Genomic DNA, 23,712 nt, shown 5'->3' on the forward strand with positions numbered 1-23,712 from the left:
CGCGGCTTTGTCAACCGCGACGCGGCCGCAGCGCGTTAACTCCCCGGTGCCCGGGCGCGTGTGGATTGGATAACACTAACCGGCTAGACTCCGAACCCCTTCCCGCGCACCACCACCATGAGCGCCGTGACCGCAGAACGCGTTTGGGACAAGTGCCTGGGGCGCCTCGAAGAGGAGCTTCCTCCGCAGCAGTTCAACACCTGGATCCGCCCGTTGCAGCCGGTCCAAGAGGCGCGCGGATTGCGGCTGCTCGCCCCGAACCGCTTCGTGATGGAGTGGGTGCGCGAGCGTTTCATGCACCGGATCGGCGAACTGGTGGCAGAGTATTCCAACGGTGGCGGTACGAGGGTGATCGTCGAGGTCGGCAGCCAGATACGGCGCGCCGTGGATCTCGGCCAGGCGCCGAGCGGTCGCGAAAGCACACGGCGCGCCGGGTCCGTAGGCCGGCTCAATCCGGAGTTCACCTTCGAGAGCCACGTGGAAGGCAAGTCCAACCAGGTGGCGCGGGCGGCGGCCCGCCAGGTCGGCGAGAACCCGGGCGCGGCCTATAACCCACTGTTCATTTACGGCGGCGTCGGTCTCGGGAAGACGCACCTGATGCAGGCGGCGGGAAATCTGATACTCAGGCGACGCCCGGACGCAAACGTGGCTTATGTCCACTCTGAACGCTTCGTCGCCGACATGGTGAAGGCCTTGCAGCACAACGCCATCAACGACTTCAAGCGGTTTTACCGCAGTCTGGATGCCCTGCTGATAGACGATATCCAGTTTTTCGTCGGCAAGGAGCGCTCCCAAGAGGAATTCTTCCATACATTCAATGCCTTGGTGGAAGCCGGGCATCAAGTCATCATTACCGCGGACCGGTTCCCGAAGGAACTGACGGGGGTCGAAGAGCGATTGGTGTCGCGTTTCGCGTCGGGACTCACCGTGTCCATCGAGCCGCCCGAGCTCGAGACGCGCGTCGCCATCCTGATCAACAAGGCGAAACAGGAAGGCACGGATCTGCCGGAGGATGTCGCGTTCTTCGTGGCGAAGCGTGTGCGATCGAATGTACGCGAGTTGGAGGGCGCGCTCCGCCGCATTCTCGCCAGCGCGTCGTTTACCGGGAGGCCCGTCGATATCGGAGTCGCAACCGACAGCTTGAAGGACCTGTTGAGCTTCCAGGAACGATTGGTCACGATCAACAATATCCAGAAAACCGTCGCTGAGTATTTCAAGATCCGAATCTCGGATCTGCACGCAAAGAGCAGGTCGCGACAGGTAGCCCGGCCCCGTCAGATCGCAATGGCCCTGGCCAAGGAACTGACCGACCACAGCCTCCCGGAAATCGGCGAGGCGTTCGGCGGGCGGGACCACACCACCGTCCTGCACGCGTGCCGGAAGATCGCGGAGCTGTCTTCCAAGGACGCCCGGGTTCAGGAGGATTACGGCAACTTGCTGCGGATATTGACGACATAAGCTGTGGGCAAATTGTGAATGAGCCCGGCGGCTGAGTCGCGGTGCGGGAGTTCACGGACTTATCCAGCACACTTGCACAGCAATACGGGGGGTTGTCCACAGGGTTGGGGAAAGCGGCGATACCGTCCAGACTAGGCCCAAAGCCACCTATCAACCGTTAGGGGCGGACCAAGTAACTAGTACAACAAGTAAAGGAACTACCTCTAATACGATTATGCAGATCGAACTCGCGCGTGAAGATTTGCTGAAGCCCATGGGAGTCGTGGCCGGGGTCGTGGAACGCAGGCAGACCCTGCCCATCCTCTCGTACGTGCTGCTGAGGAGCGCCGGTCAGGACCTGACCCTGACGGGAACGGATCTGGAAGTCGAGGTCGTCGCCCACGTGCCGGCCCGCATAAAGGGCGAAGTTGCGCTGACGTTGCCGGCCCGCAAGCTGTTCGATATCTGCCGGGCGCTTCCGGAAGGGACGGACATCACGATCGCGAAGCAAGGCGAAAAGGTGGTTACCAAAGCGGGAAAGAGCCGGTTTACCTTGCTCACGCTTCCCGCGACCGATTTTCCCGCCGTCGAGGCAGGATCGTTCGAGCAAGCGCTCACTCTCTCTCAGGACGAGGCAAAACGGCTACTTGACCGGACAGCGTTTTGTATGGCCCAACAAGATGTCAGGTACTACCTGAACGGGCTTTACCTTGAGATGGGCGGTAAACGCATCCGAGCCGTCGCAACGGACGGACACCGGATGGCCATGAGTGACTTGGCCCTGGAGAAGGAAGCGGGCGGCGAGCGTCAGGTCATCGTACCGAGGAAAGGCATACAGGAACTCTCCCGGTTGCTTTCCTACACCGAAGACGAGGTGAAGATCGAGATCGGCGCGAGCCATCTGAGAGCCCGTTGTGCCGACGTTACGTTTACATCGAAATTGATCGACGGGAAATTTCCGGACTACACAAAGGTGATTCCGTCCTCGCAAACCAAGTCAGCAACGATACCTCGGGATGCATTCAGAGAAGCCCTTGGCCGTGTCGCGATCCTAGCTAACGAGAAGTACCGGGGCGTGAGACTTGCCTTTCAGCCCGGACGTCTCGCCATGAGCGCGCACAACCCGGAGCAGGAAGAAGCTGTGGAAGAGCTCGAAGTAGAGTTTCGTGGGGAAGCGCTGGAGATCGGCTTCAACGTCACTTACCTGATGGAGGCCGTCGGGGCGATAAATGCTTCGGAGGTCGTAATTGGCGGAAATGACTCCAATAGCAGCTGCGTGCTGCACGCCCCGGGAGACGAAGCGACGCGCTACATCATCATGCCGATGCGGCTCTAGGTGTTCCACGTGAAACGAGAGCCTTTTGTTTCACGTGGAACTTTCACTAAGCTCATGTAGCGCAAAAAATTTGTCGCTCCGGCTAAGGCCGCATTGAGCGAGAAATGGTAGAATAACTGCCGGAAATGGACCCCGCCGCTCGCAAGAACGAAGCCTACGATTCGACCAGCATTCAAGTCCTTAAGGGCTTGGAGGCCGTTCGTAAGCGCCCGGGCATGTATATCGGTGATACCGATGACGGCACCGGACTTCACCACATGGTGTTCGAAGCCGTCGATAACTCTATCGACGAGGCCCTGGCTGGCCACTGTACCGACATAAAGGTAATTCTCCACCCCGAGGGTAGCGTAACCGTTTCCGATAACGGTCGGGGCATCCCGACGGGAATCATCCCCGAGGAGGGCCGCTCGGCGGCGGAGGTCATCATGACCGTCCTGCACGCTGGCGGAAAATTCGATCAGAACTCCTACAAGGTTTCGGGCGGTCTTCACGGCGTCGGCATCTCGGTCGTGAACGCCCTGTCCGAGACGCTTGATCTTACCATCCGCCGGGACGGCAAGGTTTACCAGCAACACTACGAGCTCGGCGAACCCCGGGCGCCCTTGGCCGCGGTGGGGGACGCCACCACCACCGGCACCGACGTTCGCTTTACACCCAGCCCGAAAATCTTCAGCAATACGACCTTCCAGTACGACGTCCTCGCCAAACGCCTGCGCGAGCTTTCGTTCCTGAACCCCGGGGTGTGCATCACACTTCGGGACGAGCGCGTCGGCAAGGAGGACGTGTTTGAGTACAAGGGCGGCATCTCTGCGTTTGTCGAGCACCTGAACCGAAGCAAGACGGTGTTGCACCCGAAACCTATTCACATCTCGGCGGCGCGCGGCCCGATCCTGGTCGAGGTATGTATGCAGTGGAACGACTCCTACCAGGAGAACATCTACTGCTATACGAACAACATTCCTCAGCGCGACGGCGGCACTCACCTCGCAGGCCTCAGGGCCGCGATGACCCGAACACTCAACCACTACATCGAGCACTCCGCGGTTGCCAAGAAGGAAAAGATACTGACGACGGGGGACGACGCGCGCGAGGGCCTGACGGCGGTCCTGTCCGTAAAGCTGCCGGATCCCAAGTTCTCCTCTCAGACCAAAGACAAGCTGGTCTCATCCGAGGTCAAGGGTGTCGTCGAATCGATCGTCAACGAGAAGCTCGAAGAATTCCTGCTCGAGAATCCGAACGATGCCAAGGCGATCGCGCTGAAGATTCTCGAAGCGGCGCGCGCCCGCGAGGCGGCCAGGAAAGCGCGCGAGATGACTCGACGCAAGGGCGCCCTCGATCTCGCCGGTTTGCCCGGCAAGCTGGCCGACTGTCAGGAACGCGACGCTGCGCGGTCCGAACTCTACATCGTGGAGGGCGACTCGGCCGGAGGTTCGGCCAAACAAGCGCGCGACCGACGGTTCCAGGCAGTGCTTCCACTCAAGGGAAAGATTCTCAACGTCGAGCGCGCTCGGTTCGACCGGATGCTTTCGTCCCAGGAGGTCGCAACGTTGATTACTGCGCTCGGGACAGGAATCGGTGAAAACGAGTTTGATATCAGCAAGTTGCGTTACCATCGCATCATCATCATGACGGATGCGGACGTCGACGGCTCGCACATCCGTACGCTCCTGCTCACTTTCTTCTATCGTCAGATGCCCGACCTGGTGACCCGCGGCCATATCTACATCGCTCAGCCGCCGCTCTACAAGGTCAAACACGGAAAGCAGGAACGCTATCTCAAGGACGACAGCGAGCTGCAGGAATACCTGCTCGAGACAGCCATCGACGGTGCGGCACTGGAAGCAGCGGAAGGCCGGCGCCTGGAAGGCAAAGAGCTGGAAGGTCTCTGTCGCCAATATGTGAACGTTCGCGAACTCATCAAGCGGCTCGCACGACGCTACGACCCCAAGATCCTGAACAAGATGCTCTATCTGCAGACCCTGGACCCCGCCACGATGAAGGATGAGGCGGTTGTGCGCACGTACGCGACGGAACTCGAGAGCCGGCTCAACGACGATCCGAACGGCACGCGTTATGAGGTCGCCGCGGTGCTGAACGACCGCCTGCAGGTGTACGAGCTGCGCATCGGACGCACCGAACACGGGGCGTTGAGTCGGCTGAGGTTCGACGCCGAGTTCTTTTCCTCGTCCGACTATCAGACGATTCGGGACATGGGCGCGCGCCTCGGAACGCTGCTTGCCGGTGGACTCGGTGTGACGCGCGGAGAGCGCAGCGAAACCGTTCCCGGATTCGACGCGGCGGTCGACTGGCTGTTCGCCGAAGCCCGCCGCGGCCAAACCATTCAGCGCTACAAAGGCCTCGGCGAGATGAACCCCGAGCAGCTCTGGGAGACCACCATGGATCCCGCCACCCGCCGGCTGCTCAAGGTGAGCGCCGACGACGACGTGGCGGCCGGCGAGGTGTTCAGCATGCTCATGGGCGATCAGGTGGAGCCGAGGCGAGACTTCATCGAGAAGAACGCGCTCCTGGTGAGCAATCTCGACGTGTAGGCACCCGTTCCTCGGGTCGCTCAGTGCAGCGTGCGCGGCACGCTGAGCGTGAAGGCAGGGATGTCCGCGTCGAACCGCGTGCCGTCGTCGGCCACCATTTGGTAGCTTCCCCGCATGACACCCACGGGCGTCTCCAGGATGGTCCCGCTCGTGTACTCGAAGCTCATCCCGGGCTCGAGATAGGGCTGTTCCCCGACGACACCCTCGCCGCGCACCTCCTGTGTTTTCTCGTTGGCGTCCGTGATCACCCAGTGACGGGTAACGAGTCGCGCCGGCACGGATCCCGCATTTGTAATGGTGATCGTGTACGCGAAGACATACCGATTACGGTCGGGAGCGGACTGTCCCGGGACGTAGGTCGTCCTGACGGTGATGTCGATTCGGTGTCGATCGGGCTGCATCATGACGACCCAATTTTGCACCGGTCTGCTCCGTTTTTCACGGGTCGATCCAGGGGTTCCCGGGGCAGGGAACGCTGTAAAAACGCCGTTCGTCTCCCGAAAGGCGGACCGCGGTCAGTCTCCGACCCCACGCGCACCCCGTGTCGATCGCCGTGACATCGTCGGACCAGTAGAGGTCCAGCATCGACCAATGCCCGAAAACAAGGTGCGCTCCACGGCTCTTCCGCCAGGGAATCTCGAACCAGGGGCACAACGGCTCCGGCTGCGAGCCAGGGGGACCTTTGTTGGCGAAATCGAGCGCGCCGGTTGCCGGTTCGCAGAAGCGAATGCGGGTGAACGCGTTGACGATGAACCGTAAACGCTCCCACCCGGTCAGTCTCTCGTCCCAGCACCGCGGTTCGTCGCCGTACATGTGTTGAAAGAGCTCCCGCACGCCCGATCCCGCGAGAACGGCCTGCGCCTCGGCAGCGAGCGCCGTCGCCCGATCCGGATCCCATTGGGGCGGCAGGCCGGCGTGGACGAGCGCGTGACCGGAAACGGCGTCGCGATGAAACAGGGGGCGCGACGCCAACCACGCAAGCAGCTCCTCCCGGTCCGTCGCCTCCAGCAGATCGGTCAGCGTATCGCGGGGGCCGCGGGTCGTCGCCCCGCTCGCGATGGCGAGGAGATGAAGATCATGATTCCCGAGCACACACACGGCTCTCTCGCCGAGACCCTTGACGAAGCGCACCACGTCGGCCGAACGTGGCCCGCGGTTTACCAGGTCGCCGGTGAACCACAGCTCGTCGCGCGCCCGGTCGAAACCGATCTGCTCAAGCAGGGCCCGCAGGGAGTCGAAACACCCCTGTACGTCGCCAATCGCGTATCGCGCCATCAGCCGAAGCGCTGGGCCATCTCGTCGGTCGCGCGCCGGAGCGCCTGCGTGATGCCGGGCTCGGCGGCCGAGTGGCCGGCATCGGGAACGATTTCGAGCCGGGCCTGGGGCCAGCGCCGATGCAGGTCGTACGCGCTCTGGAACGGACAGACGATGTCGTAGCGTCCCTGCACGATGACGCCCGGGATGCCGTGGATACGATCAGCGTCTCGCAGGATCTGATCGGGATCGAGAAAACTGTCGTGTACGAAATAGTGCGCCTCAATGCGAGCGAGCGACAGGGCCGTATGCGGGTGGCTGAAGAAACTCACGACCGCCTCGTTCGGCTTCAGGGTCGCGGTCCGGCCTTCCCATACCGACCAGGCCTTCGCGCTCGCGAGCCGAACGGCTTCGTCATCACTCGTGAGGCGTCGATAGTGGGCGTGGAGCAGATCGTGACGCTCCTCGAGGGGGATCGGTGCGACGAACTCTTCCCAGTAATCCGGAAAGACATGATTCGCACCTTCCTGGTAGAACCAGCGGATCTCCCACGGGCGGCAGAGAAAGATGCCCCTCAGGATGAGCGCGATCGCCCGCTCCGGGTGCGTCTCTGCGTAGACGAGCGCCAGGGTCGAACCCCAGGATCCGCCAAAAAGAACCCACCGCTCGATCCCAAGGAACTCGCGAATCCTCTCGAGATCCGCGACGAGATCGGGCGTCGTGTTGCGCTCCAGGCTCGCGTGCGGCGTCGAACGGCCGGCGCCGCGCTGATCGTAGAGCACGATCCGGTAGCGTGCCGGATCAAAGAACTGCCGGTGGTAAGGCTCGAATCCGGCGCCGGGCCCGCCATGCACGAATACGACGGGGAGCCCTCGCGAATTTCCGCATTCCTCGACGTACAGCTCGTGCGGCGGGTCCACCGCCAGCCGATGCGTCGCGTACGGTTGGATGTCGGGATAGACAGTCATGGGGGTCCAGCCACCTTCATGCCCGCTCGAATCCGGAATAGACCGCTACAGGCCTAGCCGCTCCCACACGATACAGCTCGGTCCCGCTCGGTTGAGCGTATAGAAGTGCAGGCCCGGGGCCCCTGCGCGAAGCAGCCGATCGCAGAGTTCCGTCGTCACATCGAGACCGAAGGCGCGCACGGACTCCAGGTCATCCCCGTAGGACTCGAGCCGTTTGCGGATCCAGCGCGGGATCTCCGCTCCGCACCGGTCGGAGAAGCGCGCGAGCTGCTTGTAGTTCGTGATCGGCATGATGCCGGGCACGATCGGGATGTCGATCCCCCGCGACTCGCACTCGTCGACAAAGCGAAAGTAGGCGTCCGCGTTGTAGAAGTACTGCGTGAGCGCGGAGTCGGCTCCGGCCCGGACCTTGGACGCAAAGTGTTCCAGATCGTCTTCTGCGCTCGCGGCCTCCGGATGGAACTCCGGATACGCCGCAACCTCGATCGCGAAGCGATCGCCGGTTTCCGAGCGGACGAACTCGACGAGTTCCGTCGCGTACCGGAAGTCGCCGCCCGTATTCGGGAGGCCGGAAGGCAGATCCCCGCGCAGCGCGACCAGTCGGTCGATGCCCAGTGCGGCGTAAGCCTGCAGCAATTCCCGAATGAACTCCCGACTCGTGCCGATGCACGTGAGATGCGGTGCGGCCTTGAGCCCCTGGTCCTGAAGCTCCTTGACGGTATCGTACGTGCCCTCTCGGGTGCTTCCTCCGGCGCCGAACGTGCATGAAAAGAATCTCGGCCGGAGCTGACGAAGCTGCGCGACCGTTTCGCGCAGCTTGGTCCGCCCCGCTTCGTCGCGCGGCGGAAAGAACTCGAAGCTGAAGCTTCGAGCATGCTTTCGCTGGGATTCCATTCGTTCGAAGCCGCGCGACGCACGCGCGCCCGGGTCAGTACCGATAGTGCTCGGACTTGTAGGGCCCGTCGACCGGCACCCCGATGTAGCTCGACTGCGCCTCGTTCATTCGCGTGAGCTTCGCGCCGAGCTTCTTGAGGTGCAGGCGCGCGACCTTTTCGTCGAGCTGCTTCGGCAGCACGTAGACCTTCTTCTCGTAGTTCTCGTGATGATTGTACAACTCGATCTGCGCGATCGTCTGGTTGCTGAACGAGGCGGACATCACGAACGATGGGTGCCCGGTCGCGCAGCCGAGGTTCACGAGCCGGCCGCGGGCGAGCACGATCAGCTTCTTGCCGTCGGGGAAGACGACGTGGTCGACCTGCGGCTTGATTTCCTCCCACGTGTATCGCTCGAGCGAAGCAATATCGATCTCGGAGTCGAAGTGGCCGATGTTGCACACGATGGCCTCGTGCTTCATCGCCTTCATGTGCTCGTGGTTGATCACGTGCACGTTACCCGTGGCGGTGACGAAGATGTCGGCGACCGGCGCCGCGTTCTCCATGGTCACCACGCGGTAGCCTTCCATCGCCGCCTGCAGCGCGCAGATGGGGTCGATCTCGGTGACCCAGACGGTCGCGCCCATGCCGCGGAACGCCTGCGCGCAGCCCTTGCCGACGTCGCCGTAACCGCACACTACGCAGATCTTGCCGGCGATCATGACGTCGGTCGCACGCTTGATGCCGTCGATGAGCGACTCGCGGCAGCCGTAGAGGTTGTCGAATTTCGACTTGGTGACCGAGTCGTTCACGTTCATCGCCGGGAAGAGCAGCTCGCCGCGCTTCTGCATCTCGTACAGCCGGTGCACCCCCGTCGTTGTCTCTTCCGTCACGCCGCGCACGCCTTTCGCCATCTCCGTCCATTTTTTCGGGTGCGCCGCGAGGCTCCTTTTGAGCAGACCGAGGAAGACCTTCCACTCCTCGTTCGCGCCCGGGTCCGGTTCGGGCACCTTGCCCGCCTTTTCGAATTCGACCCCTTTGTGCAGCAGCAGCGTCGCGTCGCCGCCGTCGTCGAGGATCATGTTGGGCCCTTTTCCGTCCGGCCAGGTGAGCGCCTGTTCGGTGCACCACCAGTACTCCTCGAGTGTCTCGCCCTTCCAGGCGAACACCGGGATGCCGCGCGCGGCGATCGCGGCCGCCGCATGGTCTTGCGTTGAAAAGATGTTGCACGACGCCCAGCGCACCTCGGCGCCGAGCGCAGCGAGCGTCTCGATCAGCACCGCCGTCTGAATGGTCATGTGCAGACTGCCGGACACGCGCGCGCCCTTGAGCGGCTGCTTCGCGCCGTACTCCTCTCGCAGCGCCATCAGGCCGGGCATCTCGGTCTCGGCGATCTCGATCTCCTTGCGCCCCCAGGCGGCAAGACCGATATCGGCGACCTTATAATCGGTGAATTTGGGGTTGGGGTGGACGACAGCGTTCATGTTGAAGTCTCCAAGATGAACGAGCGCCGTTGCAATGGTCCCTCGCAACCCCCGAGCCTGGCAGGATGGCTCCTGTTGCAACGCTCCTCGGGGGCCGAGCTTCGCCGTTTCGGCGGCGATCCTCCGTCTGTCAAGCGGTTCGGGCCTCGCGCGCTTTGACGCCGGCGGCTGCCCGAAGCGTCTCGGCCTTGTCGGTGCGCTCCCAGGTGAAGCCCGGTTCGGTCCGACCGAAGTGTCCGTAGGCGGCGGTCGGAAGATAGACCGGGCGCAGCAGATCGAGCATCTGGATAATGCCCTTCGGCCGCAGGTCGAAGTGCGCGCGCACCAGTTCGGCGATCTTCGCGTCCGGGATGCGCCCCGTGCCGAAGGTGTCGACATGAATCGAAACCGGCTTGGCGACGCCGATCGCGTAGGCAATCTGGATCTCGCAGCGGGCGGCGAGGCCCGCGGCGACGACGTTCTTGGCGACATAGCGCCCCGCATAGGCGGCGGACCGGTCGACCTTCGACGGATCCTTGCCCGAGAAGGCCCCGCCGCCGTGCCGGGCCATGCCGCCGTAGGTGTCGACGATGATCTTGCGGCCGGTCAGTCCCGCGTCTCCCACCGGCCCGCCGATCTCGAAGCTGCCCGTGGGGTTGATGTGGTACTCCGTACCCTTTCCGAGCCACTCTCTCGGCAGCACCGGCTTGACGATCTCTTCGATGACCGCTTCCTTGAGCTCCGCGTGCTTGATGCCCGGCGCGTGCTGGGTGGACAGGACGACGGCATCGATCCCGGCGGGCTTGTTGTCCACGTACTTCACCGTGACCTGCGACTTCGCGTCCGGCCGCAGCCAGGACAGCGTGCCCGACTTGCGAACCTCGGCCTGGCGCTTCACCAGGCGGTGCGCGAGCGTGATCGGCATCGGCATCAGCACGTCCGTCTCATCGGTCGCGTAACCGAACATCAGGCCCTGGTCCCCGGCCCCCTGGTCGAGATCCAGGCCCTTGCCCTCGTCGACACCGGCGGCGATATCGGGAGACTGGCGCCCGATGGCCGTCAGTACGGTGCAGGTAATCGGGTCGAAACCCATCTCGGCGGTGTAGCCGATGGAGCGGATGACGTCGCGGGCGACCTGGTCGAAGTCGATCGAAACGGCCGTGGTGATCTCGCCGGCGAGCATGACCAGGTTGTTCTTGACGAGCGTCTCGCACGCGACCCGGGAACGGGGATCCTGACGCAGCAAGGTGTCGAGCACCGCGTCCGAAATCTGGTCGCAGACCTTGTCCGGGTGACCCTCCGAGACCGACTCGGAAGTGAAGAGATAGCTGTCAGGCATTCGTTATTTGCTCCTTACCGCCTCGCAAACAGGCGCAGAAGTCTAACAAGAACGGTCCGTGATTTACACGCGACGGCCCCGCGGACAGGGAAAACGCGATCCGGTGCCTGACGCGGAGGCGTGCACCGCTTACCATTACGCGGCATGAACGCGCCCCCCCTCGAGCCCCCGCGCCCCATGTTGCGCCGCGTCGGACGTGCGATCGCGGACTACGGCATGATCCGGCCGAGCGACCGTCTGCTGCTCGCCCTGTCTGGCGGGAAGGACAGCCTGACCCTGCTCCATGTGCTCCTGCATCTGCGGTCGAAGTCCCCTGTCCGGTTCGAACTCGGCGCGGCGACGGTCGATCCCTGCATCGACGGCTTCGATCCGTCTTCCCTCAAGGAGTACGTGCCTGCGCTCGGCATCCCTTACCACTACATGCGCCAGGAAATCGTCGAGCGCGCCCTCAAGACGATGCGCGGGTCGTCCTTCTGTGCCTACTGTGCACGGATGCGTCGCGGGATCCTGTACGATGTGGCGCGCCGCGAGGACTACAACGTCCTGGTGCTGGCCCAGCATCTGGACGATCTGGCCGAGTCCTTTCTCATGAGCGCCTTCCATGGCGGTCAGCTGCGCACGATGAAGGCGCACTACCGCAACGACGCCGGAGACCTGCGAGTTATCCGGCCCCTGGTATACGTCCGGGAGCGCGAGACGGCGTCCTTCGCGCGCCGGGCCGCTCTGCCCGTCGTCACGGACAACTGCCCGGCCTGCTTCCGTATGCCTACACGTCGTGCCCACTACAAGGCGCTTTTGGGCGAGCAGGAGAAGTTGAACAAGCGCCTGTTCCCCAGTCTGCTGACTGCAATGCGTCCGCTGATGACCCAAGAGCGGACGGCGGAGGTCTGAAGCACGCTTTTGGCACACATTGGCTATCATTATGTTAAATGTGTCTCAAAGTCGCTGAATCGCACTCCTCCCCCGGATAAGCCCGCCTTAACCTCGGCCTTTACTCGTTGTGAGCGTCACATCCAATCCTTCGGCGAAACCGGCCCACTTCCCGTTCCGCGCGGCGATGCTGCCGAAGCATTGGGGCACTTTGGTGGCGCTCGGGCTCCTGTGGATCATCGGGCGATTGCCGCTGAGTGCGAGCCGCCGGTTGGGCGCGGGTCTTGGTGCGCTCATGTACCGGGTCAACGGCAAGCGCCGGCGCATCGCTCACGTGAACGTCGATCTTTGCTTTCCCGACATGAGTCCTCAGGCACGCGCCGAGTTGGTCCGTCGGCATTTCAGGGCCTCGGGGCAGGCCTATCTCGACCTGGGCTTTCTTGCCTGGGCGAGCGAGCGCCGCTTCCTCGGCGCCGTGCACCTCGTCGGTCTTCCTCACCTTGATGAGGCGCTTTCCCGCGGTCGGCGCGTCATTCTCCTCGCACCGCACTTCGTAGGAATGAACGTGGGGGGCATCGCGGTCGCCGGTCATGTCCCGACGTTCTCCATGTACAACCCCCAGCGAAACCCGATCGTCGACTGGCTCCTGCACAAGACCCGCTCGCGCTACGCCTCCCCCCTCATTGCGCGCAAACGCGGTTTGCGCCCGGTGCTGCGGGGTCTGGGAGAAGGCATGAGCTTCTATTTTCTGCCGGACGAGGACCTCGGGCCGAAGCATTCCGTCTTCGCGCCTTTTTTCGGCGTGCCGGCGGCGACGCTGCCGACGCTAGGCCGTCTCGCGGCGGCCGCCGATGCCGTCGTGATTCCCTGCTATACGCGGCTGGTGCCCGGGGGTTACGAGGTCCGCCTGGAACCGGCGCTCGCCGATTTCCCCGTGGGCGACGCGGTCCCCGACGCCGCCCGCATGAACGCCGAGATCGAGCGCGCCGTGCGGGGGATGCCCGAGCAGTATCTCTGGACGTTCAAGCTCTTCAAGACGCGCCCCCCCGGAGTTCCGTCGCCGTATGCCTGACTCGACCGCGCGAATCACGGGTCCTCGACACTGGCCGGCGTGGATCGGTCTCGGCCTGCTCCGCGCGGTCGGCGCGCTACCGCTGCCAGTGATCGCGTGGCTCGGTCACCGGTTGGGCGATCTGTTCTATTACCTCTTGCGGAGCCGGCGTCGGGTGGCGGAGACCAATATCGCCCGCTGCTTCCCGGAGCTCGACCGCCGGGCGCAGGCACTGCTGGTGCGCGCTCACTTCCGCGGCTTCGGCCAGGCGCTGCTCGATCTCGGTCTGGCCTGGTGGAGCTCCCCGGCGCGCCTGCGCCGACTCGTGCGCCTGACCGGGCGCGAGCACGTTGACCGCGCGCTCGCGGAGGGGCGAAACCTCATCTTGCTCGCGCCACACTTCCTGGCGCTCGAGGTCGCAGGCACGCGCATCTCGCTCGACTGGCCGCTCGTAGCCGTCTTTCGCGATCCGGACAACGCTGTCTTCCGGCAGTCCGTGTCGCGCGCGCGTCGCCGGTTTGGCGCCAAGCTCGTGGAACGCAACCAGAACCTCACGGCGATGGTGCGCCAGCTGCGCAAAGGCGTCCCGCTCTACTACCTGCCCGACCAGAGCACCGGCCGCAAACGTTCCGTGTTCGTGCCCTTCTTCGGCGTGCAGGCCGCCACGTTCAGCGCACTCGGGCGGCTTGCCGCGCTCGGCGAGGCGGTCGTGGTTCCGTGCTACAGCCGGCAACTCGCGCGCGGCGCCGGCTACGAGATTGTCTTTGCGCCCCCGCTCGCCGATTTTCCGACCGGCGATCCGGTCGAGGACACGCGCCGCATGAATGTCGCGATCGAGGAGGCCGTGCGCGCGGCGCCCGAGCAGTACTTCTGGATCCACAAGCGCTTCAAGACGCGCCCCAGGGGCGAGCCGAAGTTCTATTCGGACTGAGCCCTGCGCAGTCGCTTCAGGAACACGCCCATCTCCTTCGCCGCCTGCTTGTCACCCCTGCCCTCGGCGGCGCGGATGCCCTGCTGGTAGGCTTCGATCGCGTCTTCACCTCGGCCCGCCGCGGCCAACGCCTGACCGAGTGCCTTCCAGGCCGCCGAATATGCCGGGTCGAGCTCGACTGCCCGGCGCAGATGTTCGATCGCCCGGCCCGGCTCGCCAAGTTTCACATACTCGCTTCCGAGCCCGTAACGCAGGAGCGCGCTTTCCTGACCGCGCGCGAGCATCGCCTCGAGGTTGTCGACAAGCGCCATCAGCTCCTCCAGAACACGCGGGTGAAGAGCACGAGCAGCGTGAAGAGTTCCAGGCGCCCGAGGAGCATCGCGAAGGAGAGCACCCACTTCGCGGCGTCGGGCAGGCTCGCGAAGGTCGTCGCGGGCCCGACTTGACCGAGCCCGGGGCCGACGTTGTTGAGGCATGCCGCGGCCGCAGTGAATGCCGTGACGAGATCGACGCCCATCGCCGCGACGATGAGGCCGATCACGGCGAAGATGGCGAGATAGGCCGTGAAGAAGGTCGTCACCGCCGAGATCGTGCGCTCGGGAACCGTCTTGCCGCCGAGCTTCAGGGTCACGATCGAGTTGGGATGCACGAGCCGCCGGAGCTCGCACGCACCCTGCTTGAAGAGCAGCATGATCCGCATCAGCTTGATCCCGCCGGCGGTAGACCCGGCCGACCCGGCAAAGAAGCCCAGGATCATCAGCAGCCCCCCGAGTGCCGCCGGCCACGCCGCGAAATCCGCCGTCGCGAAGCCGGTGGTCGTTGCCATGGAAACGACCTGGAACAGCGAGAACCGCAGCGCGTCGGCGAAGTCCGGATAGGTACGGCTGGCGAGCAGCGCGAACGCCATGACCAGCGTAGCGCCCACCATGATCGCCGTGTACACGCGGAACTCGCCGTCGAAGAGATAAGGCCGCGGATCCCGCTGGCGGAAGGCGACGAAGTGAAGCGCAAAGTTGATTCCGCCGAGAAACATGAACAGGGTCAGGATCAGTTCGATGACGGGGTTCTGGAAAAAGGCGATCGAAGCGTCGTGACTGGAGAACCCGCCGGTTGCGACCGCCGAAAAGCTGTGCACGAAGGCGTCGAGCGGCGTCATCCCGGCGACCCAGAGGCTGGTGACGCAGACGACGTTGAGGCCGAGATAGATCGTCCACAGACCCTTCGCGGTCTCGCGGATGCGGGGCGTCAGCTTGTTCTCTTTCATCGGCCCCGGGGTTTCGGCCTTGATCAGCTGCATGCCGCCCACACCGAGGAGCGGCAGGACGGCGACGGCAAGCACGATGATGCCGCCCCCGCCGAGGAAGTGCATGACGCCGCGCCACAGGTTCACCGAAGCCGGTAGCCGGTCCAGCCCGGTGAGGACCGTGGAGCCCGTCGTCGTGAGGCCGGACATGCTCTCGAAGTACGCGTCGGCAAAGCCGGCGAGCCCGGCGAACACGAACGGAAGGGCGCCGAAAAGCGCGAGCAGCGCCCAGAAGAGCGTCACGATGACGAAGCCGTCGCGCAGCCTGAGCTCCTGCCGGGCGCCGCGGGCAGGCGCGTAGAGCGCCAATCCGGTGACGACGGTGACGATGGCCGCCAGGAGGAAGGCGCCGAAAGTATCGCGGGGCTCGAACCACGCAAGCGCGAGCGAGGGGAGCATCACGCTGCTGAACACGATCAGCAGCAGACCCATCACGCGCGCGATGACGGCGAGCCGCATCGGCTACACGAACGTGAATGCCACCTGGAAGAGGCGCTCCACCTCGGGGAGCTGCTTCTTGTCCACGATGAAAAGGATCACGTGGTCGTTCGGCTGGATCACCGTGTCGTGGTGCGCCATGAGCACCTCGCTGTCGCGCACGATGGCGCCGATGGTGGTGCCGTGCGGCAGCGGAATGTTCTCGATCGCGCGACCGACCACGCGCGAGTTAGAAGGATCGCCGTGGGCCACCGCCTCGATCGCCTCGGCCGCGCCACGTCGCAGTGAGTGCACCGCCACGACATCACCGCGGCGCAGGTGCGTGAGGAGGCTGCCGATCGTCGCCTGCTGCGGCGAGATGGCGATGTCGATGTTCCCGCCGCCCTGGACGAGATCGACATAGGCGGCGCGATTGATGAGCGACATCACTCGGTAGGCGCCGAGGCGCTTCGCGAGGAGGGCCGAGAGAATGTTGGCTTCGTCGTCGTTCGTCAGCGCGCAGAAGGTGTCGATGTCCTCGATGCCCTCGCGCACGAGCAGCTCGCCGTCGGCCGCGTCACCCAGCAGCACGACGCTTTGATTCAGCTCTTCCGAGAGCAACCGCGCGCGCGCCGGATCCCGCTCGATGATCTTCGGCACGTAGCCCCGCCGCTCGAGCGCGCGCGCGAGCCGTCGGCCGATGTTGCCGCCGCCGGCGATCAGCACGCGCTTCACCGGCTTGACCGCGCGCCGCAGCTCGCTCAGCACCGAGCGGATGTCCCTGGCCGCCGCGATGAAGAACACCTCGTCGTCGACTTCAATGACGGTGTCGCCGGTCGGGATGATCGGGCGGTCGCGCCGGTAGATCGCGGCGACACGCGTGTCGATCTTCGGGAGGTGTTTGCGCAGCTCCCGCAGCTGCTGTCCCACGAGCGGACCGCCCTGGACCGCGCGCACGGCCGCGAGCCGCACGAGACCGCCGGCGAAGTCGAGCACTTGAAGCGCCGCCGGGTATTCGATCAGGCGCAGGATGTAGTCGGTGACGATCTGCTCCGGGCTGATAATGACGTCGATGGGCACCGTTTCCTGGCTGAACAGTTCCGGGTGCGAGAGGTAGTCGGCGGCGCGGATCCGCGCGATCTTGGTCGGGGTGTGGAACAGCGCGTAAGCGACCTTGCACGCGACCATGTTCACCTCGTCGCTGTTGGTCACGGCCAGGATCATGTCCGCATCCTCCGCCCCGGCCTGTTCGAGCACGGCGGGAAACGCCGCACCGCCCGTGACCGTGCGCAGATCGAACCGGTCCTGAAGATCCTGAAGACGCTCGCCGTTGGTGTCGACGACGGTGATGTCGTAGTTCTCGCGCACGAGATTCTCGGCCACGCTCGAGCCCACCTGGCCCGCCCCGAGGATGATCACCTTCATGGTTCCTTGACCGCCTTCGGATTGATGCCCAGGTTCTTAAGCTTGCGGTAGAGGTGAGTGCGCTCCATCTCGGAGAGGCGCGCCACCTCGGCGACGTTTCCGCCGGTTCGTCCGAGATGGTGCTCGAGGTAGGCCTTTTCGAACAGGTCGCGGGCCTCCCTCAGCGGCAGGTTGAAGAGCGTCTGCGGAGCACTGTCGACCGCACGCGGACGGCCGCCCAGCGCCTGCTCGACTTCGGCCTCGGTGATCTCGTCGCCGCGATTCAGTATCAGAAGCCGCTGCACGACGTTCTTCAGCTCCCGGATGTTGCCTGGCCAGGGATGATGGCGCAGCGCGTTGACCGCGCCGGTCGTGAAGCGGCGGTACGCAAGCCGCTCGTTGTCCACGAGCCAGTCGACGTAGAGGTTCAGCAGCTCTGGCACGTCCTCGCGGTGGTCGCGCAACGGCGGCAGCCGGAGCGGGACCACGTTGAGGCGATAGTACAGGTCCTCGCGAAAGCGTCCCTCGGCTACCGCATCGGGCAGCGAAAGATCGCTGATCGCGATGATGCGCGCGTCCAGCGGCACGGGCTCACGCCCGCCGACACGCATGAAGCGACGCTCCTGGAAGGCGTGCAGGAGTTGCAGCTGCGTCGCGGCGGCGAGCTCGACGACGTCGTTCAGCACCAGGGTGCCATCGTCCGCCTGCTCGAAACTGCCCGGCGTTATCGCTTCTCCCTGCTCGGCGCCGAAGAGCTTGACCGCGACGTTGGGCGGCGGTACGGCACCGAGGCTCACCTCGACCAGCGGCCGGTCGCTCCGCGCGCTGTGGTAGTGCACGTACCGCGCCGCGCCTGCGCGCCCGGTGCCGGGCTCGCCGACGATCAGCACCCAGGACTCGCTCAGCGCAATCCGCTCCACGTCCTCGCGCAGCCGCTGCATGAGCGCGCTCTTGCCGATGAGGAACGTGTCCGGCTCGGCGGCCCGCTTCAGGCGCACGTTTTCCCGACGCATGCGCTCAGCGGCGAGGGCGCGTTCCACGGTGACGAGGAGCTTGCCCATGGAAAGCGGTTTTTCGATGAAGTCGTAAGCCCCGAGCCGGGTCGCCTCGACCGCCGTCTCCACCGTGCCATGCCCGGACATCATGATGACCGGCACCTCGGGCCGTCCGCCCGAGCTCCACTCCTTGAGCAGGCTGATGCCGTCGGTTCCCGGCATCCAGATGTCCAGCAGCACGAGGTCGGGACGCTGCTTCTGGTACAGCGCGCGCGCCGGCTCGGCGCCGTCGGCGACGGCCACCTTGTAGTGCTCGTCCTCGAGGATCTCCTGGACGAGCCGCCTGATCTCCGGCTCGTCGTCGACGACGAGGATGTAGCCCAGGTTCATGCGCCCTGGTCCCCACGTGCCCGTCGTGCCGGGGCCGGGTGCGCGGCGCTCGCCTCCGGCGCTCCGTGGAGGGCAGGCTGGGAGAGCGGCAGCCGGATCGTGACCGTCGCGCCCCCGTCCGCACTGCGCCCGGCGGTGATGTGACCGTTGTGCTCCTCGACGATGCGCTTGACGATGGCGAGCCCCAGACCGGTTCCCTTGTTCTTGGTCGTGACGTAAGGCTCGAACAGCCGTTCCATGAGTTCCTCGGGAAATCCGGGGCCGTTGTCGCGCACGACCAGCTCGACCTGGGCGCGGTCGCCCTCGCCTGCGACATGCGTCGCGATCCGAATCACCGGCCTGGCGTGCCCCGCAAGAGCGTCGCGCGCATTGAGCAGCAGGTTATGCAATACCTGCCGCAGTCGGCCCGGGTCCGCCGGAATGGAAGGAAGGTCCTTCGCGAGCTCGAGCTTGAGCGTCACGTTTTCCGCCCGACCGCTCTCCCGCTCGGCGCCGCGCAGCGGTACCACGTCGAGCCCGCTCGGCCCGCGTTCGGCTCGATAGAGCTCGACGACGTCGCGGACCAGTCCGTTGAGGTCGACGGGGCTCGTCTGGATCTGGGTGGGACGGGCGTAGTCCGCGAAGGCGTTCACCAGCGCCTTCAGCGCTTCCACCTGCTCCACGATGGTTTGCGTCGCGCGGTTGAGCGTCTCGCGGCTGTCTTCGGGCAGCACGCGAAGGTATTTGTGCCGTATGCGCTCGGCAGAGAGCTGGATCGGCGTCAGCGGGTTCTTGATCTCGTGCGCCATCCGCCGCGCGACTTCGCCCCACGCCGCGGCGCGCTGCGCCTGGATCAGGGCCGTAACGTCGTCGAACACCACCACATAACCCCCGTGCCGGCCCTTCGCCCCCGGGAGCAAGGTGCCCCTCAGGATGAGCGTGCGCCGCCCGCCCGGCTCCGGTGTGATGACGACCTCCGCCTGCCATTCCCGCTTTCCCGCGCGGACCGCGTCCTCGACGGCCTCGACGAACGGCCCGAGATGAGCGTACGCCGCGGCGAGCGAGGTGAGGGAGCTGCCGTCGCCGGTTCGTATATCGGCGGCAAGCACGTGCCCGGCCGCCGCATTGTGCGCGCGCAGTATATGGCGGTGATCGAACGAAAGCACTCCGGACGAAAGATGCGTGAGCACCGTCTCGAGGTACGTGCGCTGCATCTCCGCCTCGCGGCTCGCGCGCTTGATCTGCGACTGGGCGCGGTAGATCTGGCGCGTCATCTCGTTGAACGACTCGACCAGAATACCGATCTCGTCGTGCGACGTGACCGGAATGCGCTTCTTGTAGTCGCCGAGCGCGACCGCGCGCGTGCCGGCCGCCAGCTCGCGGATCGGCGCGACCACGCGCCTTGCCGAAAAGATCGCGGCCCACAGCGCGATCAGCATCGTAAGGAGCGCGACGAGCGAGAGCGTGAGCGTGAAGCTGAACTTGAGCGGCCCGCGAAGATAAACGAGTTTTTCGTACTCGGCGTAAGCCGTCTGCACGCTCTCGCCCAGTTTGGCGTACCGGGACGGCAGCGCCTGCAGCAATTGCAGGATCCGGATCGGCGCGCCCACGTCGCGCGAGTAAACGGGCACGAGCACCCGCATGCGCAGGCCCGCGCTCGGGCTGGCGTCGAGGTTCGCGTAGTCCTGTCCCTGACGCACGCGCCCGAGGATCGCGTCGCTTGGCCGGTCCGGCAGGAGGGTCGCGCTCTCCGGCCACTCGCCGCTGCTCGCCGCGATGATTCGCCCGTCCTGCGAGAAGAGCGTGAGCTCGGTGATGCCGTGAACCTCGCGGAGGTAGTTGAGCGTGGGCAGGGCGGTCCGCGCCGACGACGATTCGAGCTCCATCGCCATCTCGTGCGCGCTCTTCACGAGGTCCTGCTTGATCGCATCGAGCGAAGTGCGCCCGAGCAGCAGCGCATCGTCGAGGGCCTGCTCGATCTTCACGTCGAACCAGTTGTCGATACCCCGGTTCAGCGTCTGGATGGAGAAGAAGAACACGACCGAGACCGGAAGCACCGCGAGTGCGACGAACATGGCCAGCAGGCGCAGCGTCAGCCGCGAGCCCATGACGCCAGCCCGGTACTGCCGCACCAGGTGCCAGAGATTGAGGAGGATGAGACCGAGGAGCAGCGCGATACCGAGGATGTTGACGACCAGAAGCAGCGAGTACATCCGTCCGAAGATCGCGGAGTTCTGCGCTGCGGCGCTCATCATGAAGAGGGCGCCGACCAGGAGCAGCGACAGCACAGCGAGCGGGAGAATGCCGGTCAGATAGCGTTTCACCGCTCCACCTTCCAGGAGCTCCAGCCGCTGTTCAGGTCCCATGCGCGCGAGGTGTACGCCACGGGACGCAAGAGCGGCGGCAGCGCCTCGATGTCGAGCGCGACGCGCACCCGCGTGTGGTAATCGGCGTCCGGCTGAACGGGAACTTCGATGGGCAGGTTCACTTCCTCGAGTGAGCCGACCTGCGCCAGAGCCTCGGGCAGCGACGCGAAGCTCTCCCGGTTCGGGGGCAGCGCCGGCTCCCCGCTCAGCAGGTACTGCCCCGACAGGGCGTGAAAGCGAAGCTGCCGGCGCAGTGTCCACCCGTCCACGGCATCGTCCCAGAGCAGCGCCCGCCGCCGATGCAACCGAACGTCGATGACGAAATCGAGCGGGATACCGTTGTTGAGGGCGTCCTCGACTTGCGGGGTGAGCGCCAGGTCGAGGCGCCCGCCGAGCAGCAGGACCTGCCCGCTGAGCCGCGCCTGCACGAGCTCCGCCCGAAAGCTGGCCCCTCCGGCCGGCGCCAGGGTCAGGAGACTCAGCAGCAACGCGCCCGCCGCCCGCGGCGCGGCGCGCCGTGTCTCGGGGCGCGCTTCAGCGCTTGAGCAGGCATGCATAATAGAAGCCGTCCATCTCGTCCTCGCCCGGCAGTATCTGGCGGCCGATCCGTGCGCCGGCGCACCCTGCCGGTTCCGGCATGGCGTCCGCATGTCGCCGGAGAAAGCCGCGCATTTGTTGTTCGTTCTCTTCCCCAAGGACGGAGCAGGTGACATACAAAAGCTTACCCCCGGGGCGTAGGCAGGGCCACACGGCCTCCAGGATGCCCGCTTGGGTCTCGGTGAGTTTAGGCAGATCGTCCGGACGGCGACGGACCTTGATATCCGGATGGCGACGGATAACGCCGGTCGCAGAGCAGGGCGCGTCGACGAGCGCCCGGTCGAAAAGTCGGCCGTCCCACCACTCGGTCGGCTTGGACGCGTCGGCAGCAAGGAGACGGGCGGCGAGCCCCAGGCGATCGAGACCGGCCCGGGTTCTGGCGAGGCGCCCGGGGTCGATGTCGAGGGCGAGGAGCTCGACTTCAGGAGCGCGTTCCAGGATATGCGCGGCCTTGCCACCCGGCGCCGCACAGGCGTCGAGCACCCGTTCGCCGTTTTGCGCATCGAGGAGCGCGGCGGCGATCTGCGCCGCCACGTCCTGCACCGAAACCAGGCCTTCGCTGAACCCGGGGAGACGATCGACAGGCAGCGGCTTGTCCAGCACCAGCGCGGCGTCGGAAGCCGCGTGGGCGTGGGCAAGGGCGCCTTGGCGTTCCAGGAGCGCAAGGTAGTCCTCGCGCGAGAGGCGTCCGAGATTCACGCGCAAGGCCATCGGCGGGCGGGCATTTCCGGCCTCGAGGATGCGTTGCCAATCCCGGGGATAGTCGGCGCGGAGGCGCGCGATGAGCCATGCGGGGTGGCTGAAGCGCATCTCATCGGACGCCGAGACGGCGGCCGCGACACGGTTCGCCTCGCGCAGGCTCGCCCGCAGGCAGGCGTTGACGAGCCCTTTCGCCCAGGACTTTCCGAGGGCGGCCGTCGCCTCCACGGTCTGGTCCACGGCCGCGTGCGCCGGTACGCGCAGATGGCGCAGCTGGTAGAGACCGACCAGGATGAGCGCGTGCACGTCCCGGTCGCGCGCCTTCAACGGTCGGGCGAGAAACAGGTGGGCAATGCCGTCCAGCTGCTGGTACCAGCGCAGCGTGCCGTAGGCGAGCTCCTGCACGAGCGGACGATCGACTTGGGCGGTCGCTCCCGTGACCTCGTCCAGCGCCGCGTCCAAATAGCGGCGTTCCTCGGTCACCTGGAATATCACGCGTGCGGCGGCGGCGCGCGGGTTGGCGGTCCCCGACATGCGGGCGAACCGGTCAGCTTCCGAGACGGTCACCGGGTGCGAGCCGGGTCCCATTCAGGAAATCGCGCGCCTCGAGGACCTTTCCGCCCGCGACCTGCAGCCGCGTGAGGAGCAACGACCCGCCGCCGGTCTGTACCCGGATGCCTGCGGCGCCGGTATCGAGGACGGTGCCTGGTTCGGTGGGCGGTGTCGCCTCCTCACCGTCATCGAGCGGCCCGACCTCCCACAGGCGAAGCGGCTCACCGCGAAGGAGTGTGCTGGCGACCGGGTAAGGGTTGAAAGCGCGAATCTTGCGATGGAGCGATTCCGCGGATCGCGTCCAGTCCACAGTCGCTTCGGACTTTCGCAGCTTGGGGGCGTAGGTGGCCGCGGCGTCGTCCTGCGCGCGCGCGCGGACTCCGCCCCGCCCGAGCAGGTTCAGCGTGTGAACCATGAGTTCCGCGCCCAGTGGCGCAAGCCGCGACTCGAGCGATGCGGACGTGTCCGAATCGAGGATGGGGACTTCGGCCTGGGCCAGCATCGGTCCGGTGTCCAGGCCCGCCTCCATCTGCATGATCGTGACCCCGGTCACGCGATCTCCCGCCTCGATCGCACGCGCAACAGGTGCGGCCCCGCGCCACCGGGGCAACAGCGAGGCATGGACGTTCACACACCCGAAGCGCGGGAGCGCGAGCATCGCCGGAGGAAGTATCAGGCCATAAGCCACCACGATCGCTACATCGGGTTCCAAGGGTGCCAAATGGCGGTCGATCCCTGTCAGAGTGGGGGGCTGGTATAGGGGTAAACTGTGAGTGAGCGCAAACTTCTTGATCGGGCTCTCTGACAACCGCCGCCCCCGGCCCGCCGGCCGATCCGGTTGCGTGTAAACGGCCCTGATGTCGTGTCCGGCAGCGAGCAGCGCCTCGAGGGTGGGTAGGGCGAAAGCAGGCGTTCCGGCGAAGACGAGGCGCACGGAACG

The 23,712-nt window shown here is 65.3% G+C and carries 20 protein-coding genes and 1 riboswitch; of the genes, 6 read left to right on the top strand and 14 right to left on the bottom strand.

Features of this window, described 5'->3' with window-relative positions; all coding sequences use genetic code 11:
• The first annotated feature begins 117 nt into the window (after positions 1-117).
• The 3 genes from dnaA (at position 118) to gyrB (ending at position 5,322) form a co-directional block, all read left to right on the top strand.
• Positions 118-1,458 carry a chromosomal replication initiator protein DnaA gene (gene dnaA / locus SVA_RS00005; RefSeq protein ID WP_096456976.1) on the top strand — a complete coding sequence of 447 codons (1,341 nt, stop codon included), beginning with the start codon at positions 118-120 and terminating at the stop codon, positions 1,456-1,458.
• A 214-nt stretch (positions 1,459-1,672) separates the two neighbouring features.
• Positions 1,673-2,773 carry a DNA polymerase III subunit beta gene (dnaN, locus tag SVA_RS00010; protein WP_096456980.1) on the top strand — a complete coding sequence of 367 codons (1,101 nt, stop codon included), beginning with the start codon at positions 1,673-1,675 and terminating at the stop codon, positions 2,771-2,773.
• Positions 2,774-2,898: 125 nt separating this feature from the next.
• Entirely contained in the window at positions 2,899-5,322 is a 2,424-nt protein-coding gene (gene gyrB / locus SVA_RS00015) for a DNA topoisomerase (ATP-hydrolyzing) subunit B (RefSeq protein ID WP_096456983.1), read from the top strand.
• A 20-nt stretch (positions 5,323-5,342) separates the two neighbouring features.
• Here the strand turns inward: gyrB and apaG are convergent, their stop codons facing one another.
• The 6 genes from apaG to metK form a co-directional block, all read right to left on the bottom strand.
• Positions 5,343-5,726: a Co2+/Mg2+ efflux protein ApaG gene (gene apaG / locus SVA_RS00020; RefSeq protein WP_096456986.1), complete on the bottom strand. Its 384-nt coding sequence runs from the start codon at positions 5,724-5,726 to the stop codon at positions 5,343-5,345.
• A gap of 34 nt (positions 5,727-5,760) precedes the next feature.
• A complete protein-coding gene (locus tag SVA_RS00025; protein ID WP_096456989.1) occupies positions 5,761-6,597 on the bottom strand; it encodes a symmetrical bis(5'-nucleosyl)-tetraphosphatase in 837 nt (278 codons plus the stop codon).
• Positions 6,597-7,544, bottom strand: coding sequence for a prolyl aminopeptidase (gene pip, locus SVA_RS00030; RefSeq protein WP_096456992.1), 948 nt, complete (start codon positions 7,542-7,544; stop codon positions 6,597-6,599). The genes SVA_RS00025 and pip overlap by 1 nt, the downstream gene beginning before the upstream one ends.
• A 45-nt stretch (positions 7,545-7,589) precedes the next feature.
• Positions 7,590-8,438 (bottom strand): methylenetetrahydrofolate reductase [NAD(P)H], encoded by an 849-nt coding sequence (metF, locus tag SVA_RS00035; RefSeq protein WP_096456995.1) that lies wholly within the window; start codon positions 8,436-8,438, stop codon positions 7,590-7,592.
• Positions 8,439-8,472: 34 nt separating this feature from the next.
• The gene (ahcY, locus tag SVA_RS00040; RefSeq protein ID WP_096456998.1) at positions 8,473-9,900 is read right to left on the bottom strand and encodes an adenosylhomocysteinase; all 1,428 of its coding nucleotides are present in this window, start codon (positions 9,898-9,900) and stop codon (positions 8,473-8,475) included.
• Positions 9,901-9,914: 14 nt separating this feature from the next.
• A riboswitch (S-adenosyl-L-homocysteine riboswitch) is annotated at positions 9,915-9,995 on the bottom strand.
• A gap of 35 nt (positions 9,996-10,030) precedes the next feature.
• Positions 10,031-11,218, bottom strand: coding sequence for a methionine adenosyltransferase (metK, locus tag SVA_RS00045; RefSeq protein WP_096457001.1), 1,188 nt, complete (start codon positions 11,216-11,218; stop codon positions 10,031-10,033).
• A gap of 144 nt (positions 11,219-11,362) precedes the next feature.
• Here metK and SVA_RS00050 point away from each other — a divergent pair, with 144 nt between their 5' ends.
• From SVA_RS00050 to SVA_RS00060, 3 genes are all read left to right on the top strand, one after another.
• Positions 11,363-12,109 (top strand): tRNA 2-thiocytidine biosynthesis TtcA family protein, encoded by a 747-nt coding sequence (locus tag SVA_RS00050; protein ID WP_096457003.1) that lies wholly within the window; start codon positions 11,363-11,365, stop codon positions 12,107-12,109.
• Positions 12,110-12,275: 166 nt separating this feature from the next.
• Positions 12,276-13,160 (top strand): lysophospholipid acyltransferase family protein, encoded by an 885-nt coding sequence (locus SVA_RS00055; RefSeq protein ID WP_096457006.1) that lies wholly within the window; start codon positions 12,276-12,278, stop codon positions 13,158-13,160.
• Entirely contained in the window at positions 13,153-14,070 is a 918-nt protein-coding gene (locus SVA_RS00060) for a lysophospholipid acyltransferase family protein (protein ID WP_096457008.1), read from the top strand. Before SVA_RS00055 ends, SVA_RS00060 begins: the two co-directional genes overlap by 8 nt.
• On the opposite strand, the gene SVA_RS00065 is transcribed toward SVA_RS00060, so the two are convergent.
• From SVA_RS00065 to fmt, 8 genes are read right to left on the bottom strand one after another with little or no spacing between them, the layout of a single operon-like run.
• Positions 14,058-14,381 carry a tetratricopeptide repeat protein gene (locus tag SVA_RS00065; RefSeq protein ID WP_096457011.1) on the bottom strand — a complete coding sequence of 108 codons (324 nt, stop codon included), beginning with the start codon at positions 14,379-14,381 and terminating at the stop codon, positions 14,058-14,060. The genes SVA_RS00060 and SVA_RS00065 overlap by 13 nt on opposite strands.
• The gene (locus SVA_RS00070) at positions 14,381-15,832 is read right to left on the bottom strand and encodes a TrkH family potassium uptake protein (protein ID WP_096457014.1); all 1,452 of its coding nucleotides are present in this window, start codon (positions 15,830-15,832) and stop codon (positions 14,381-14,383) included. Before SVA_RS00070 ends, SVA_RS00065 begins: the two co-directional genes overlap by 1 nt.
• 3 nt (positions 15,833-15,835) lie before the next feature.
• A complete protein-coding gene (gene trkA, locus SVA_RS00075) occupies positions 15,836-17,215 on the bottom strand; it encodes a Trk system potassium transporter TrkA (protein ID WP_096457017.1) in 1,380 nt (459 codons plus the stop codon).
• Positions 17,212-18,579, bottom strand: a complete 1,368-nt coding sequence (locus tag SVA_RS00080; RefSeq protein WP_096457020.1) for a sigma-54-dependent transcriptional regulator — start codon at positions 18,577-18,579, stop codon at positions 17,212-17,214. The genes trkA and SVA_RS00080 overlap by 4 nt, the downstream gene beginning before the upstream one ends.
• Entirely contained in the window at positions 18,576-20,924 is a 2,349-nt protein-coding gene (locus SVA_RS00085; RefSeq protein WP_096457023.1) for a sensor histidine kinase, read from the bottom strand. Before SVA_RS00085 ends, SVA_RS00080 begins: the two co-directional genes overlap by 4 nt.
• Entirely contained in the window at positions 20,879-21,412 is a 534-nt protein-coding gene (locus SVA_RS00090; protein WP_169923908.1) for a DUF4390 domain-containing protein, read from the bottom strand. Before SVA_RS00090 ends, SVA_RS00085 begins: the two co-directional genes overlap by 46 nt.
• 46 nt (positions 21,413-21,458) lie before the next feature.
• Entirely contained in the window at positions 21,459-22,754 is a 1,296-nt protein-coding gene (gene rsmB, locus SVA_RS00095) for a 16S rRNA (cytosine(967)-C(5))-methyltransferase RsmB (protein WP_096462753.1), read from the bottom strand.
• 13 nt (positions 22,755-22,767) lie between these two features.
• Positions 22,768-23,706 (bottom strand): methionyl-tRNA formyltransferase, encoded by a 939-nt coding sequence (gene fmt, locus SVA_RS00100; RefSeq protein ID WP_096457029.1) that lies wholly within the window; start codon positions 23,704-23,706, stop codon positions 22,768-22,770.
• Positions 23,707-23,712: the final 6 nt, after the last annotated feature.

This window comes from Sulfurifustis variabilis (assembly GCF_002355415.1).
GTDB lineage: Bacteria > Pseudomonadota > Gammaproteobacteria > Acidiferrobacterales > Sulfurifustaceae > Sulfurifustis > Sulfurifustis variabilis.

Bases quoted from the DNA above. Each gene is read 5' to 3' on its own strand.
- dnaA (WP_096456976.1), top strand. From the start codon at position 118: ATGAGCGCCGTGACCGCAGAACGCGTTTGGGACAAGTGCCTGGGGCGC.
- dnaN (WP_096456980.1), top strand. From the start codon at position 1,673: ATGCAGATCGAACTCGCGCGTGAAGATTTGCTGAAGCCCATGGGAGTC.
- gyrB (WP_096456983.1), top strand. From the start codon at position 2,899: ATGGACCCCGCCGCTCGCAAGAACGAAGCCTACGATTCGACCAGCATT.
- apaG (WP_096456986.1), bottom strand. From the start codon at position 5,726: ATGATGCAGCCCGATCGACACCGAATCGACATCACCGTCAGGACGACC.
- SVA_RS00025 (WP_096456989.1), bottom strand. From the start codon at position 6,597: ATGGCGCGATACGCGATTGGCGACGTACAGGGGTGTTTCGACTCCCTG.
- pip (WP_096456992.1), bottom strand. From the start codon at position 7,544: ATGACTGTCTATCCCGACATCCAACCGTACGCGACGCATCGGCTGGCG.
- metF (WP_096456995.1), bottom strand. From the start codon at position 8,438: ATGGAATCCCAGCGAAAGCATGCTCGAAGCTTCAGCTTCGAGTTCTTT.
- ahcY (WP_096456998.1), bottom strand. From the start codon at position 9,900: ATGAACGCTGTCGTCCACCCCAACCCCAAATTCACCGATTATAAGGTC.
- metK (WP_096457001.1), bottom strand. From the start codon at position 11,218: ATGCCTGACAGCTATCTCTTCACTTCCGAGTCGGTCTCGGAGGGTCAC.
- SVA_RS00050 (WP_096457003.1), top strand. From the start codon at position 11,363: ATGAACGCGCCCCCCCTCGAGCCCCCGCGCCCCATGTTGCGCCGCGTC.
- SVA_RS00055 (WP_096457006.1), top strand. From the start codon at position 12,276: ATGCTGCCGAAGCATTGGGGCACTTTGGTGGCGCTCGGGCTCCTGTGG.
- SVA_RS00060 (WP_096457008.1), top strand. From the start codon at position 13,153: ATGCCTGACTCGACCGCGCGAATCACGGGTCCTCGACACTGGCCGGCG.
- SVA_RS00065 (WP_096457011.1), bottom strand. From the start codon at position 14,381: ATGGCGCTTGTCGACAACCTCGAGGCGATGCTCGCGCGCGGTCAGGAA.
- SVA_RS00070 (WP_096457014.1), bottom strand. From the start codon at position 15,832: ATGCGGCTCGCCGTCATCGCGCGCGTGATGGGTCTGCTGCTGATCGTG.
- trkA (WP_096457017.1), bottom strand. From the start codon at position 17,215: ATGAAGGTGATCATCCTCGGGGCGGGCCAGGTGGGCTCGAGCGTGGCC.
- SVA_RS00080 (WP_096457020.1), bottom strand. From the start codon at position 18,579: ATGAACCTGGGCTACATCCTCGTCGTCGACGACGAGCCGGAGATCAGG.
- SVA_RS00085 (WP_096457023.1), bottom strand. From the start codon at position 20,924: ATGGGACCTGAACAGCGGCTGGAGCTCCTGGAAGGTGGAGCGGTGAAA.
- rsmB (WP_096462753.1), bottom strand. From the start codon at position 22,754: ATGTCGGGGACCGCCAACCCGCGCGCCGCCGCCGCACGCGTGATATTC.